The organism is Streptomyces sp. NPDC092045, from assembly GCF_044756005.1.
Lineage (GTDB): Bacteria > Actinomycetota > Actinomycetes > Streptomycetales > Streptomycetaceae > Streptomyces.
Map to the genome: position 1 here is coordinate 249566 of NZ_JBIVSC010000003.1, position 13703 is coordinate 263268.

Below are 13703 nucleotides of genomic sequence, written 5' to 3' on the forward strand. Positions count from 1 at the left end.
TTATCGCTTCCCGGATTCCTGTCAGCCCTCTGGGCGAAATAGGGCGGACTCGATATCCACGGAGCGAAACACGAGCGCTCTCACCAGCGGCTCCCTGAGGTGGAGGCCCTTATTCACCACACCTTCCACCGGAAAGAAAGCAATGGAACAGAACCCTCCGGCACCACGCATGGAAATCGAATAACGGGGAACGGATTTCTTTTTGCGCGACGAGGGAACAAGACCGCCTCGGTTTTCCTTCGTTCGCGGCACCGCTGACGCCGACCGGAAGGGGTAGGGACGGTGACGCAGACGGCCGCCCCCTTCCGAGAGCAGGAACCGATGAGAGAACAAAACGAGCGGATCGGCGGATCCGGCGACACCTCCCCGACCGGGCTGCGGCGCACCCTGACCACCCCGCTGCTCTACTTCTTCATCCTCGGCGACGTGCTCGGCGCCGGGGTGTACGTACTGGTGGGACAGGTCGCCGCCGCCTCCGGAGGCGCGGTGTGGGTGCCGCTGCTCGTGGCGCTGGCACTGGCCCTGCTGACCGCCGCCTCCTACGCCGAGCTGGTGACGAAGTACCCGCGGGCCGGCGGCGCCTCCCACTACGCCACGCGGGCGTTCGGCCCGGCGGTCGGTTTCGTCGCCGGGTTCTGCATGCTGGCGGCCGGCGTCGTCTCGGTCGCCGCGCTCGCCCGCGGCTTCGCGGGCGACTACCTCGGCGCGTTCGTCACCCTGCCCGTCGCGCTGGTGGCCGTGGCCTTCCTGGTCCTGCTGGCCCTGGTCAACGCCCGGGGCATCAGGGAGTCCACCCGCGCCAACGTCGTCGCCACCGTGGTCGAGGTCGGCGGTCTGGTCCTCGTGGTGGTGCTCGGCGCCTGGCTGGTGCTGCGCGGGGAGGGCGATCCGGGGCGCCTGTTCCAGCTCGGCACTCCGGAGAAGGGCGCCGCGGCGGCCGTGCTGAGCGGCTCCGTCCTCGCCTTCTACTCCTTCGTCGGCTTCGAGACCTCGGTGAACGTCGCCGAGGAGACCCGGGACCCCGGGCGTTCCTATCCCCGCGCCCTGTTCGCCGCGCTCGCCACCGCCGGGGCCGTCTACGTCCTGGTCGGCGTCGCCGCCTCGGTCGCCGTGCCCACCGATGTCCTCGCCTCCTCCAGCGGCCCCCTCCTGGAGGTCGTCCGCGAGGCCGGCGGCGTCCCGCCGCGCCTGTTCAGCGCCGTGGCCCTGGTCGCCGTCGCCAACGGGGCGCTGCTCACCGGCATCATGGCCTCGCGCCTGGCGTACGGGATGGCGCGCGACGGACTGCTGCCCGCCGTGCTGACCCGGGTGCTGCCGGGCCGCCGCACCCCCTGGGCCGCGATCGCCGCCACCACCGTCCCCGCCCTCCTGCTGGCGCTGACCGGCAGTGTCGCCACCCTGGCGTCCACTCTGGTGCTGCTGCTCCTGATCGTCTTCCTGATCGTCAACACCGCCGTCCTCGTACTGCGTTCCGACCCGGGCGAGCCGGACCACTTCCGGGCCCCTACCGTCCTGCCCGTCCTCGGCGCCGCCTCCTGCGTGCTGCTCGCCACCCGGATCGAGGCCGAGGTGTGGCTGCGCGGGTCGGCGGTCCTCGCCCTGGCGGTGGTCCTCGCCGTGGTCGCGGCGAAGCGGCGACGGCGCCCGGGGGCGGAGTCCTGAACCGCCCCCGGGGGTTCCGGCGGCCGGTTCAGCTGTCGGCGCCCTGCAGGGTGGCGGACGGCGGGACGCCGTAGGCGTCGCGGTAGGCGGCGGCGAAGCGGCCCTGGTGGGCGAAGCCCCACTTCGTGGCGACGGCGCTGACGGTGGTGGAGCCCGGGTCGGCGGCCCTCAGTTCGGCGTGGGCACGGTCGAGGCGGACCCGGCGCAGGTACCCGAGCGGGGTGCTGCCGGCGTGGCGGCTGAAGGCGTATTGGGCGGCCCGCGGGGTGACGTACGCGGCGGCGGCGATGTCGACGAGGCCGATGTCCCGGTGGGCGTTGTCCTCGATGAAGGCGACGGCCCGGCGCAGGGTCGCGCCGCCGGCGTCGCGGCTGTCCGTCCGGGCGGGCTCCTGGTCCGTCGTGGAGTTCGGCAGACAGGCGAGGGTGACGGCGGCCAGGTGCCGGACGGCGGTGGCGACGACCAGGCCGCCGGCGTCCCGGTCGGCGAGGACGTGGTCCCGCAGGAACGCCACGGTGGCGCCCAGGCGCCGGTTGGCCGCGGGGTCCACCGGGCGGTTTCCGGTGAGGGTGACCGGCCCCCGGGTGCGCGCGCCGGTGACGGCGACCTCGGTCAGCAGCTCGGTGTCGAACATGGCCACCGTGTAACGGGCGGCGCGGACCTCGCCGGTGTAGGGCCGGTCGGGCTGGGTGATCAGGAACGACTCGCCCGGGCCGTAGACCTCGTCGCGGCCCCGGGTGGTGTCCGCGAGGGCGCCGGCGTGGAGGGTCAGCAGGGTGACCCGGTTCAGCGCTCCGGCGTCGTAGGCCATCGTGAAGTCGAGGGCCAGCCTGTCGACGCTGACCCTCTCGGCCGCCGTGCGGACGACGCGGGTTCGGGTGTCGCGCGGCCGGCCGCCGATCCGCATCGGGGTGTACGCCCGCGACATGAAAGCCTCGGTCGCCCCCAGGTCGCTGCTGTCAAAACGAAGGGTCTCCACCCCGGTGCCTCCAGGCCCGATCCGTCCGGGATCGCGCCCGGTCCCCCGACCGTACGCCCGACCACGGACCACATGCGAACACTCGTTCCGTCCGAGCTGTCGGACGGACACGGCCGCGGACGTCGTCCCGCCGGTCCGTCCCGTGGATCCGCCGGGCGCGCGCGGGCCGTGCGTGATCCGGTTTCCACCTGTCCGCCGAACGAAACCTCCGGCACCGGCGGGGAGAGGGAGGGGCGCCCTCGCCCGTCTGCCCCGCCGGCCACGGAAGGCCGACGGGGCAGACGGGAAGGAAGGGGATCAGATCGCCGGCGGGAAGCGGTCCCAGACCCGGTGCTCGGCCAGGAGGGGGGTGAGGCCGGACAGGACCGCCTCGCCGCTGTCGGCGAGGACGACGCCGGGGGCGCCGGTGGGGATCGCGGCCGCTTCCAGGACGGTCTCGGCGCCGGCCCAGCCGCCGATGGCCTTGGCGTGCCGGAACGCCTCGGAGACCAGGAGCACCAGGCGCGGATCGACCGGCGCCGTGCCCTGCCCGGGCGCGCCGGCCTTGGCGTCGCGGGCGCCCTGGGCGTCGGCGCCCGGGGCGGGGGCACCGGCCAGGACCAGGGCGTCGAACTCGATCGAACGGGCGGTGGCGAAGGTGCGCTGGACGGTGATCGGGTCGGCGTCGCCGCCGATCGTGCCGCCCGCGGGTGCGATCACCAGCGGGACCATGCCCGCGTCGAGGACCGCCCGGCGCAGGGCGCGCACCCCGTCGGCGTCGGCGGATCCGTCGGTGACGACGCCGACGATCCGTCCGTCGGCCGGCCACGCGCGGCCGACCTGGGAGAGCGCGGGGCTGGGGTCGCTGTCGGGCGCGGGCTCGGTGGCCCGGGGCACCGGCAGCCCCAGGCCGGTGGCGACCTGGGTGCACAGCTCGGTGTCGATGTTGGCCAGCGCCTGGAGCTGGCGCTCCTTGATCGCCTGGTCCCAGCACTTGCCGAGTTCGAAGGTGTAGGCCGCGACGATGTGCTCGCGCTCGACGGGGGTCATGCTCAGCCAGAACAGCCGCACCTGGCTGAAGTGGTCGGCGAAGGAGGCGGGCGCCTCGCGGACCTTGCGTCCGGCCGGGACCTCCACGGGCACCTCGACGAAGGCGCCGGTGTCCGCGCCCGCGAAGAACGGGCAGCCGCCGTCCAGGGAGTTCGGCTTGTAGGGCGCGACGCCGGTGTGCACGGCCTGCTGGTGGAAGCCGTCGCGGAGCATGTCGTTGACGGGCGCGTGCGGCCGGTTGATCGGGATCTGGTTGAAGTTGGGCCCGGCCAGGCGGGTGATCTGGGTGTCCAGGTAGGAGAAGAGGCGTCCGGCGAGCAGCGGGTCGTCGGTGACGTCGATGCCGGGGACCAGGTGGCCGACGTGGAAGGCGACCTGCTCCGTCTCGGCGAAGTAGTTGCTCGGGTTGCGGTTGAGGGTGAGCAGGCCGATCGGCCGGACCGGGGCGAGCTCCTCGGGGACGATCTTCGTCGCGTCGAGCAGGTCGATGCCCTCGAAGGTCTGGTCGGGGGTGTCGGGGAAGGTCTGGATGCCCAGCTCCCACTGCGGGTAGGCGCCCGCCTCGATGGCGTCGGCGAGGTCCCGCCGGTGGAAGTCCGGGTCCACGCCGCCCGCGATCTGCGCCTCCTCCCAGACCAGCGAGTGCACGCCCAGCCTGGGCTTCCAGTGGAACTTCACCAGTGTCGTGGCGCCCTCGGCGTTGACGAGCCGGAAGGTGTGGACGCCGAAGCCCTCCATCGTCCGGTAGGAGCGGGGGATGCCCCGGTCGGACATGTTCCAGATGGTGTGGTGCTGGGCCTCGGTGTGGAGCGACACGAAGTCCCAGAAGGTGTCGTGGGCGCTCTGGGCCTGCGGGATCTCCCGGTCGGGGTGGGGCTTGCCCGCGTGGATGACGTCGGGGAACTTGATGGCGTCCTGGATGAAGAAGACCGGGATGTTGTTGCCGACGAGGTCGAAGACCCCCTCCTCGGTGTAGAACTTCGTCGCGAAGCCCCGGGTGTCGCGGACCGTGTCGGCGGAGCCTCGCGAGCCGAGCACGGTCGAGAAGCGGACGAACACCGGGGTCTCGGCGTCGGCGGCGAGGAAGGCCGCCTTCGTCACGCCCTCCGCCGTGCCGTACGACTGGAAGACGCCGTGCGCACCGGCGCCGCGCGCGTGGACCACGCGCTCCGGGATCCGCTCGTGGTCGAAGTGCATGATCTTCTCGCGCAGGTGGTGGTCCTGGAGCAGGACCGGGCCGCGCGGGCCCGCCTTGAGCGAGTGGTCGGTGTCGTACAGCCGGGTGCCCTGCGCGGTGGTCAGGTAGGAGCCGCTCTGCGCGACCCGCGCCTGGTCCGCGCCGGTGGGCTGACCGGTGGGGCCGACCGTCTCCGGCCCGCTCTGGTCCGGCTTCGGCGGCAGCGGCCCGTGCGGCTCGGTGGGCTCCTCCGGCGACGCGGGCGCCGAGGAGGGCACGCCGGGAACGCCTTCGGCGGGCCCGTTCTCCCGGAAGGGTTCGGTCAGCTTCTCGACGGCTGCTTTCAGCGGGTTCTCGTGGGACATGCTTTTCCTTCGAGCTCGAAACAGGGACCGTGCGGGACTGCCACAGCCATGACCGCCATTACCGGCGCCGTAACGGTTGTGCCGTCGTCGTCCGCCCAACGGCACAACCGCTCCACACGGCTGCCCCCGCGTCACCACGGGAACCACAGGGCTTCGTTTCGCGGACGAAACGACGGCGATGGCGGGGGTGGCCGGAGGGACACGGCTCCGGGCCGTGCCGGTGGGGGCCGCACGGTCGAGGGCGGCGAGGGCCGCGCGGGAGCGTCACGCGTCCGGCTCGCCCGGGTCGAAGTCGATGGCGTCCAGGGGGCGGATGCGGGCCGACATGTTGTGCTCCATCATGCGCAGGGCCGCGTCGGCGAGGTCCGCGTCGATGTGGGCGACGGCTTCGGGGGCGAGGCTGACGTCGAAGTGCCGGATGTGGGCGTCCAGCGCCGAATAGAGGATGCACTGTTCGGTGACCTGACCGCACAGGACCACGCGCCGGACTCCCAGCTGCCCCAGGAGGTAGGCCAGGGGGGTCTCGAAGAAGGCCGAGTGCCGGGCCTTGACGACGAAGAGGGACTCCTCGTCGGGGGCGATGGGCTCGACCAGGTCCGGGTGGCGGCCGGCGAGGGCCGCCTCGAGGATCTCGCCGTGGTGGGAGCGCCACCGGCCGAAGTTGTCGTTGACGTAGATCACCGGGGCGCCGGCCTCGCGAGCGCGCCTCAGGAGCTCCTCCACGCCCGGTAGCGCCTCGCGCACGGAGGGGACGAGGGCCTCCGCGTCCTCGTGCTCGTAGGCGTTCAGCATGTCGATCACGACGAGTGCCGTCTGTGCCACGGTGGCCACCTCTCTTCTGCCGCTCCTCCCGCCGGGCCCCGCCCCCGGACGGGCCGTGGTCGGGGGGCGCCGTGGCCGCGTCGGCGAAGGGCCTGAGCTCGCGGGGCCGGGCGGTGGAACTCCACGGACGGTCGCCCGTCCGGAGGACGGCGGGGCGAAGACCGTGTCGTCGGTCCTGATGAAGGCGCCTGCCCAGGGCGACGCGTTCATAACACCGGAGCCTTCCCGGCCCGCCGCCGGGGACGGACCGTCCGCCCGCCTCCACCGGCCCGTCCGCCGCCCCGGTCCTCGTCCCCGTCCCGTCCCCGTCTCCCCCGCCCCGTCCCGTCCCCGTCTCACCCGCCCCGTCCCCGTCCGCCGGACGACTTCTGCCGTCCGGACGGAGCTGGGGGATGCTGAAAGCGGCGGTACTCCGCGCGGAGCGGGGGCTTCGGCCTCGGGCCGCGCGTCCGTGGACACCACCGGGAAAGGAGCGGATCCATGCAGGAGAACACCCCGTCACAGGCGGAGGGCGAGCGGACCGACGAGGTCCCTTCGGACGAGCCGGGCCGCCGGGACGTCCAGCCCGAACGCACGACACCGTCCCAGGCCGAGGGTGAGCGGGAGCCCGACGAGGACGACGAGGACGACGAGAGCGCGTAGGCGCCGGGTCCACGCCGTGGGGAGCCGTCCCGGCTCCGCCTCCGCCGGTCGCCGAGCGGCCGGAGCGCGGCGCTGGTCGACGCGGTCTCCCCCGCACCCGTCGACGCCGACGCCGTGAAGACGCCGTCTGCCGGACGGCGGCATCCGGCGCGGTTCCGGTCGCGCGATCCCGGCGCAGCGCTTTTGCTGGTCCTGCGGCGGATGCTTCGTCGCGCACCGTCGACCGCGAAGTGTTCCGCAGGAGAGCCGTATGGGGCGCGAGCCGAGCCTGCCGGACCCCCGGCCCGGGGCCTCCCCCGCAGAAAGCCCGGAGCCTCCCCCCGCGGAAAAGGACCGACCGGCGCGTCCGCGTCGCGCGCGGCCGCTCCCGCCGCCGCGTGCGGTGGTCGTGGCGGCGGCCACCGCGATCCCCCGCTCCCTGCTGCTGTTCGCGGCCACCCGCTTCCCGTACGCACGGGAGCGGGCTGCACCCGAACGGTCCTTCTCCGGGCCGTGACGCCCGTACCGCCCGATCCGGAAGGACGGAATCCCTTGACCGCTCCGAAAGCAGCTCCGGCGTCCTCCCCGCAGTCCGGGGAGGTCCCGGAGGCCGACCGGCTGCGGGTCCTCCTGCGGACGCCCGCGTACCTCAAGGCCCTGGTCTTCAGCGCCCTGATCGGCGTCCCCGTCTCGCTGGCCGCCTTCTGGTTCCTCGTCGGTCTGCACCAGTTGGAGCACGTGCTGTGGGCGGACCTGCCGGAGGCGCTCGGTCTGGGGGCTCCTCCGGCCTGGTGGCCGCTGCCGCTGCTCGCCCTCGCCGGGGTCGTCGTGGGCCTGGTGGTGACCCGGCTGCCCGGCGCGGGCGGTCACGTCCCCGCCGGCGGCCTGCACGCGGGAGGGGCCTCGGCGGCCGCCCTGCCGGGGGTCGTCGTCGCCGCGGTCGCGAGCCTGCCGCTCGGTGCCGTCCTCGGCCCCGAGGCGCCCCTGATCGCGCTCGGCGGCGGTCTGGCCCTGCTCTTCCGGCACCTCGTCCGCGCCCCGGCCACCCCGCAGAGCACCGCGCTGCTGGGCGCGGCCGGTGCGGCGGCGGCCATCGCCGCGATCTTCGGCAACCCCCTCGTCGCCGCCGTCCTCCTGATCGAGGTGGCGGGCGTGGGCGGTCCGCAGCTGTTCGTCGTCATGCTGCCCGCCCTGCTGTCCAGCGGCGTCGGGGCCGTGGTGTTCACCGGCTTCGGGCGCTGGACCGGCCTGGAGACGGGCAGTCTGACCGCCCACTTCCCCACCGCGCCCCCGCGCCTGGACACCGGGGACGTGGTGTGGTCGATCGTGCTCGCGGCGGGCGTCGGCGCGCTGGTGCACCTGGTGATCGCCGGCGGCCGGCTGACCGCCGCCCTCGTGGCGGCCTCCCCCTTCGTACGGACGGTGGTCTGCGCGGTCGGCGCCGGAGGCTGCGCCGCCCTCTACGCGGTCGTCACGGGGCGCACGCCCGTCGAGGTCGCCTCGTCCGGCCAGGCCACGCTGGTCGCGCTCGCCGCCGACCCCCATGCCTGGAGCGTGGGCGTGCTCCTCGCCCTGCTGCTGTTCAAGGGCGCCGCGTACGCCCTGTGCCTGGGCAGCCTCCGCGGCGGCCTGGTGTTCCCCGTCCTCTTCCTGGGCGCGGCCGCGGGCGTGCTGCTCGCGCCGCTGCCCGGCCTCGGGGTGATCCCCGGTGTCGCGGCGGGCATGGCCGCGGCCTCGGCGGCCGCTCTGCGGCTCCCGGTCAGCAGCGTGGTCCTGGTGGTCCTGGTGCTCGGCAACGCCGAGACGATCCCGGTGGTGATCCTGGCGGCGGTGACCGCCTTCGTCACCGCCGAGCTGCTGCCTCCGGGACCGCCGCTCACGCCCCGCCGTCCGCGCGGGGGGCGCGTCAGGAGCGGCCCCGCCTGAGCGAGTCCCTGACGCCCCTGGCCCGTTCGCGGACGTCCTTCACCGCTTCGCGGGCCCTGGCCCTCGCCTGATCGGTCCTGCCCTCGGCCTCCAGCCTCTCGTTTCCGCCGATCCTGCCGGTGATCTCCTTGATCCTGCCCTTGGCCTTGTCCATGGCGCTGCTCATGACCGGGTTCCCTTCCATTGCCCGCCCTCGCCGTGCCCCCGTTCCCGGAGCCCCCTTCCCGGCACGGGCCCCTGTTCGCGGGGCGCACGGTTCAGGACGCGAGGATGCGGCGCTTCTGCGCCTCGAACTCCTCCTCGGTGAGCACTCCCTGGTCCTTCAGGCGACCGAGTTCGTGCAGCTGGGAGATCTTGGCGTCCATCGGCACCGCGGCCGGGGGCTGCGCTTCCCGACCGGTCTGCGGGGGTGCGTACCGCTGCTCGTCCTGTTGCGCCCAGCGGCCGGCCTGCCGGCGCGAGACGCGGTTGGAGACGGCGGTGGCCGTACCGGAGATGACCGCGGTACGGGCGACGCCGCGCAGGAGTCCGGGCATGGCGGGGTCCTTGTCGTCGGGACCGTCGGGACCGGCAAAGCTGTCGGGACCGTCGGGTCGGGGTGCCGTCAGGGGGAGGGGGCGGCGGGAGAACCCTCTTCGGCCTCGACGGCCTCCAGGCTCGCCAGGAAGGCCTCGGCGGGGATCCTCCCGCCGGCGACCATGCGGGCGCCGCCGCGTCGCAGCGCCGCCGCCAGGGGCGCGGCCCAGAGGTTCTCGTACACGATGACGCCCGCCGAGCTGTCCGGTCCGAGAGCGGCGGCCGCCTCCCGCAGGTCGTCCTCGTCCAGCAGTCCGGAGGAGGCGCCGTCGAAGACGGCGAGGTCGAGTTCGCCGTCGCCGTCCAGGTCCGCGATCTCCAGCGCGGTGACGGAGCCGTCCGCGTCCTTGCGGATGAAGGACAGGTCGAGGACGCGGATGACGTGCCGGTCGACCAGGTCGAGCAGGCGGGACAGCCCCTCCCCGGTCATGCGGTTGCCGGGGAACTCCAGGACCAGGTAGTCGATGGGCCCCATCTCGGAAACGTCGTCGGTGCTCATGGCGGCTCCTCGCCGGGCGTTGCTCCGCCTCCGGTGACCGGTGGTCGCGCGCCGTACGGGCGGGGCGGCGCGTCACCCTCCATTGCAGCACCGGGGACCCGTACGCGCATCCGGGTGGCGGGCGGTCCGGCGTCCCCCGGGCCGGTGCGGCCCACGGCCGATCCGGTCGCCGCGGTCCTCCTCCGGGGATACGTTGGACGAGGAGGCACGCGCGCCGGTGCGAGCCCCGGCCGTGGCGACGACCGCGACGGTTCCCGGGACGCCGCGCGCCGGAGCGGTCCGGTCCTCCTCCACGTCCCCTTCGACGGCCGCCGTCACCCGAGGGCGGGGGCGTCCGTCCTTCGGAGCCGATGCCATGACCGAGAACCCCGTGGACGGCCGCGGATCGCGGCACCGCACTCCCCGGGAGCGCGCCGCGCTGGGCAGGGCCGCGCGGACCGCCGTGCCCCGGTCGAGCCACGCGGAGTTCGCGCCCGGGCCCGGGCGGCTGGACCCGCTGGACATCCTCGAGGGGCAGTCGGCGGCGCGGCTGCCGGAACTCGTGCCGATCCGCTACGGAAGGATGTCCGAGTCGCCGTTCCGGTTCTACCGGGGAGCCGCCGCCGTCATGGCGTCCGACCTCGCGGAAACGCCGAGGACGGGATTCCGGACCCAGTTGTGCGGGGACGCCCACATGCTGAACTTCCGGCTGCTGGCCTCGCCCGAGCGCCGTCTCGTGTTCGACATCAACGACTTCGACGAGACGCTGCCGGGCCCCTGGGAGTGGGACGTCAAGCGCCTGGCCGCCAGTCTCGTCATCGCCGGCCGGACGAACGGCTTCGGCACCGAGGAACGCGCCGGAATCGTGCGGGCCGCCGTGCGGTCCTACCGGGAAACCATGCGCGCCTTCGCCGACAGCGGCAACCTGGCCGTCTGGTACGCCGGGTTCGACCAGGCGTGGGTGCGGGAGCACTTCGGTCCGCAGCTGTCGGCCCGGGGCCGCGAGCACTGGGCGCGGGCCACCGCCAAGGCGCGGTCGCACGACACCCTCCAGGTCTTCGACAAGCTCACCCGCGTCGTCGACGGAGAGCGCCGGATCACCCCCGATCCCCCGCTCGTGACCCCGCTCGCGGACCTGCTGCCGGACGACCGGCGCGACCGGCTGGAGCGGCAGATCCGCCGGCTGATCAAGCGGTACGGCAAGACCCTGCAGTCGGATCGGCGGTTCCTGCTCGGGCAGTACCGGGTGGTCGACATGGCGCGCAAGGTCGTCGGGGTCGGCAGCGTGGGCACCCGCTGCTGGATCGTGCTCCTGCTCGGGCGGGACGACGGGGACCCGCTCTTCCTCCAGGCCAAGGAGGCCGACGAGTCGGTGCTCGCGCCCCACGTCGGAGCCGGCGCTTACGCGACGCAGGGCGAGCGGGTCGTCTCCGGGCAGCGGCTGATGCAGGCCACCAGCGACATCTTCCTCGGCTGGGAACGGGCCGAGGGGACGGACGGCCGGCAACGGGACTTCTACGTCCGGCAGCTGCGGGACTGGAAGGGCGTCGCCGTCGCCGAGGACATGGTGCCGCGGGGCATGCGCACGTTCGGCGCCCTGTGCGGTGCGACGCTGGCCCGCGCCCACGCCAGGTCCGGCGACCGCATCGCCATCGCCGCCTACCTGGGCGGCGGGGACGTCTTCGACCGGGCCCTGGTGACGTTCGCAGAGCTCTACGCCGATCAGAACGAGCGGGACCACAGGGCGCTCGTCGACGCCGTCGGCGCGGGACGGCTGCCGGCCGAAACCGCCTGAGAGGACGTCGTACCGGGCCGTGCCGGCCGCCACGGACCGCCGGCACGGCGCCCCTCCCCCGGGTTCAGTGGAGGATCTTCTCCTTGGCCCGCTGGAATTCGGCGTCGGTGATGTCGCCCTTGGCCCGGATCTCGGCGAGCTTGGCGAGCTGGTCCGCCTCGTTCCCCGGCCCCGCTCCGCCGCCGGCGGTCTCGCGGACGTAGTCGTCGAAGGCCCGTTGCCGGTCCTGGAGGTGCCGGGCCTCGCGCTTGCCCATGTCCCCGCCCCGGGCCAGGACGTAGACGAACACGCCGAGGAAGGGGATCAGGACCACGAAGACGAGCCAGCCCGTCTTGGCCGCTCCACCGAGGTCGTCGTCCCGGAAGACGTCGGCGATGACCCGGAAGAGCAGAACGATCCACAGGACCCACAGGAAGATCCACAGGACCGTCCAGAACGCTCCGAGGACCGGATAGTCGTAGGCCAGGTTCATGACGTCGCTCCTTCTTCGTCGCCCCGCCGGCCGGCGTCGCCCCTTCCTCACGGCCTCCGCCGGACGGCGTCGTCCCTCCAGCGTCACAGGGGACGGCGCGCCCCGCCTCACCCCTGACGGGTGAAACGGGGGGGCCGGGGGGTCGCGGTGCCCGGGGAGCGGACGTACGGCGTCACCGGGCGGTGATGCGCCGGTGGGCGGCCCCGGGGACCGGCGCCCCCTCACGCAGCTCCGCGCCTCCGGCCGTGGTCGTCTCGATCCAGCGGCCGTACCGGTCGGCGAGGGCGACGGCCGAGACGCCGTGGAGGAGGACGCTCAGGCCGACGGTGACCGCGACCGCCCTGCCCAGGAGCCCCGCGCCGGGCACGTGTTCCTCCAGGACGAGCAGTCCCAGCACGACGGACGCCAGGCCGCGCGGCCCGAACCATCCGGTGTACGCCACCGTGGGCAGTCGCAGTCCGCTGCCGGCGAGAGCGACGGCCACCGGCAGCATCCGGACGACGGTCAGGCTGAGCACCGCGTAGCCGACGAGCCGCCAGCTCAGGTGTTCGAGCGTCGGCCCGAGGAGCACCGCGCCGAAGACGAGCAGGCTGATCGAGGCCAGGAGCCCGCCGAGGTGTTCGGTGAATTCGGCGGTGCGGCCGATCCCTTCCTCCGGAGCGGTGGCCGTCCCCTCGGCCCGGAGGCGGCGCAGGACGAGGCCGAAGGCGAAGCCGGCGACCCAGGCGGCGATGAAGCCGCTGCCGCCCACCACGACCCCCAGCCCGTACGAGGCGGCCGCGACGGCTGGGACGAAGAGCTGCGCCCACTCGCGTGAGACCCAGCCCCGCGCCCGCGCCGCTCCCAGCAGTCGGGCGCCGGCCGCGCCGACCAGGAGGCCCAGTACCGTGCTCAGCACGAGCGCCCGTCCGAACACGCCCGCCATGCCCTCCTCGGCCGCGGACGTTCCCGGGACGCCGGCCAGGAAGAGTACGAAGAAGGGCAGCACCATGCCGTCGTTCAGGCCGCTCTCCACGTTGAGTCCCTGCCGTACGAGCGGCGGGACCCGCGGGCTGGTCATCGCGGTCTTGCCGAGGGCCGCGTCCGTCGGGGCGAGGACGGCGCCGATCAGGGCGAGCTCCCAGACGGTCAGCCCGGGCAGCAGGGGCCACGCCAGCAGCCAGCCCGCCCCGATGCTCAGCGGCAGTCCGATGCCGAGGAGCCGGCCCGGCAGGAAGCCGCCGGACCGCAGGTCCTTCGGCCGCACGACCATGGCATCGGTGAACAGGACCAGGGCGAGAGCGGCTTCGAGCAGGGTGAGGATCTGTCCGGCGTTGCGCTGAAGGTCGATGACGCCGAGCACGGCGGGCCCCAGGAGCACCCCGCAGCCGACGAACACCATCGCCGACGACACCGGTGTCGAGGCCAGCCGGCGGGAGACCAGCGCGTACGCGGCGGTGACGCCCGCCACCGCCACACCGGCCCACGCTTCCCCGCTCATCTCCGGTCCTCCAGCCCTTCGGTCCCCGGCGTGTCAGGGAGCGGTCCTGCGCAGTTCCACCACCCGGAGGCCGAGGGACTGGAACCGCGCGAGCAGCCCGTAGAGGTGCGCCTCGTCGACGACCCGGCCGAACAGCAGGGTCTGGCCGGACACGACACAGCTCTCCAGCTCCGGGAACGTGTCGGTCATCGTCCTCGACATCTGCCCCTCGATGCGGATCTCGTACTGCATGGATGCGCGTCCCTCGCAGGTGTGGTCGCTCCCGGCCCGGCCCCTCCTCTCATGATGCGGCGTCTCGCGGGAGCGGCACATCACCCGGCC

Annotated in this window: 13 protein-coding genes; 4 read left to right on the forward strand and 9 right to left on the reverse strand. The window is 73.9% G+C overall.

Going from position 1 to position 13703, the window contains the following annotated elements:
• Positions 1-321: 321 nt before the first annotated feature.
• Positions 322-1662 (forward strand): APC family permease, encoded by a 1341-nt coding sequence (locus tag ACIQKA_RS11270; RefSeq protein ID WP_402540737.1) that lies wholly within the window; start codon positions 322-324, stop codon positions 1660-1662.
• A 28-nt stretch (positions 1663-1690) separates the two neighbouring features.
• Here ACIQKA_RS11270 and ACIQKA_RS11275 read toward each other — a convergent pair whose 3' ends face one another.
• The 3 genes from ACIQKA_RS11275 to ACIQKA_RS11285 all read right to left on the reverse strand — a co-directional run bounded on the left by ACIQKA_RS11275 (position 1691) and on the right by ACIQKA_RS11285 (position 6034).
• The gene (locus ACIQKA_RS11275) at positions 1691-2590 is read right to left on the reverse strand and encodes a helix-turn-helix domain-containing protein (RefSeq protein WP_391093993.1); all 900 of its coding nucleotides are present in this window, start codon (positions 2588-2590) and stop codon (positions 1691-1693) included.
• A gap of 348 nt (positions 2591-2938) precedes the next feature.
• A complete protein-coding gene (locus ACIQKA_RS11280; RefSeq protein WP_391093994.1) occupies positions 2939-5212 on the reverse strand; it encodes a catalase in 2274 nt (757 codons plus the stop codon).
• A 264-nt stretch (positions 5213-5476) separates the two neighbouring features.
• On the reverse strand, positions 5477-6034 hold the full coding sequence (locus ACIQKA_RS11285; RefSeq protein WP_383431653.1) for an isochorismatase family cysteine hydrolase: 558 nt from the start codon (positions 6032-6034) through the stop codon (positions 5477-5479).
• A 480-nt stretch (positions 6035-6514) separates the two neighbouring features.
• Here ACIQKA_RS11285 and ACIQKA_RS11290 point away from each other — a divergent pair, with 480 nt between their 5' ends.
• Positions 6515-6676, forward strand: a complete 162-nt coding sequence (locus tag ACIQKA_RS11290; RefSeq protein ID WP_383154839.1) for a hypothetical protein — start codon at positions 6515-6517, stop codon at positions 6674-6676.
• Between the two features lie 531 nt (positions 6677-7207).
• Positions 7208-8581 carry a chloride channel protein gene (locus ACIQKA_RS11295; protein ID WP_402540738.1) on the forward strand — a complete coding sequence of 458 codons (1374 nt, stop codon included), beginning with the start codon at positions 7208-7210 and terminating at the stop codon, positions 8579-8581.
• Here the strand turns inward: ACIQKA_RS11295 and ACIQKA_RS11300 are convergent.
• The 3 genes from ACIQKA_RS11300 to ACIQKA_RS11310 all read right to left on the reverse strand — a co-directional run bounded on the left by ACIQKA_RS11300 (position 8562) and on the right by ACIQKA_RS11310 (position 9656).
• On the reverse strand, positions 8562-8747 hold the full coding sequence (locus tag ACIQKA_RS11300; RefSeq protein WP_383154844.1) for a CsbD family protein: 186 nt from the start codon (positions 8745-8747) through the stop codon (positions 8562-8564). The two genes, ACIQKA_RS11295 and ACIQKA_RS11300, sit on opposite strands and share 20 nt — an antisense overlap.
• 91 nt (positions 8748-8838) lie before the next feature.
• A complete protein-coding gene (locus ACIQKA_RS11305) occupies positions 8839-9117 on the reverse strand; it encodes an SHOCT domain-containing protein (RefSeq protein ID WP_383154846.1) in 279 nt (92 codons plus the stop codon).
• Between the two features lie 68 nt (positions 9118-9185).
• A complete protein-coding gene (locus ACIQKA_RS11310; protein ID WP_383154849.1) occupies positions 9186-9656 on the reverse strand; it encodes a DUF6325 family protein in 471 nt (156 codons plus the stop codon).
• A gap of 355 nt (positions 9657-10011) precedes the next feature.
• Here ACIQKA_RS11310 and ACIQKA_RS11315 point away from each other — a divergent pair, with 355 nt between their 5' ends.
• Positions 10012-11430: a DUF2252 family protein gene (locus ACIQKA_RS11315; protein WP_391094002.1), complete on the forward strand. Its 1419-nt coding sequence runs from the start codon at positions 10012-10014 to the stop codon at positions 11428-11430.
• A gap of 64 nt (positions 11431-11494) precedes the next feature.
• Here the strand turns inward: ACIQKA_RS11315 and ACIQKA_RS11320 are convergent, their stop codons facing one another.
• The 3 genes from ACIQKA_RS11320 to ACIQKA_RS11330 form a co-directional block, all read right to left on the reverse strand.
• Entirely contained in the window at positions 11495-11902 is a 408-nt protein-coding gene (locus ACIQKA_RS11320) for an SHOCT domain-containing protein (protein WP_383431660.1), read from the reverse strand.
• A 172-nt stretch (positions 11903-12074) separates the two neighbouring features.
• A complete protein-coding gene (locus ACIQKA_RS11325) occupies positions 12075-13382 on the reverse strand; it encodes a cation:proton antiporter (protein WP_391094003.1) in 1308 nt (435 codons plus the stop codon).
• A 33-nt stretch (positions 13383-13415) separates the two neighbouring features.
• Positions 13416-13613, reverse strand: coding sequence for a hypothetical protein (locus ACIQKA_RS11330; protein ID WP_383154859.1), 198 nt, complete (start codon positions 13611-13613; stop codon positions 13416-13418).
• Positions 13614-13703 lie beyond the last annotated feature (90 nt).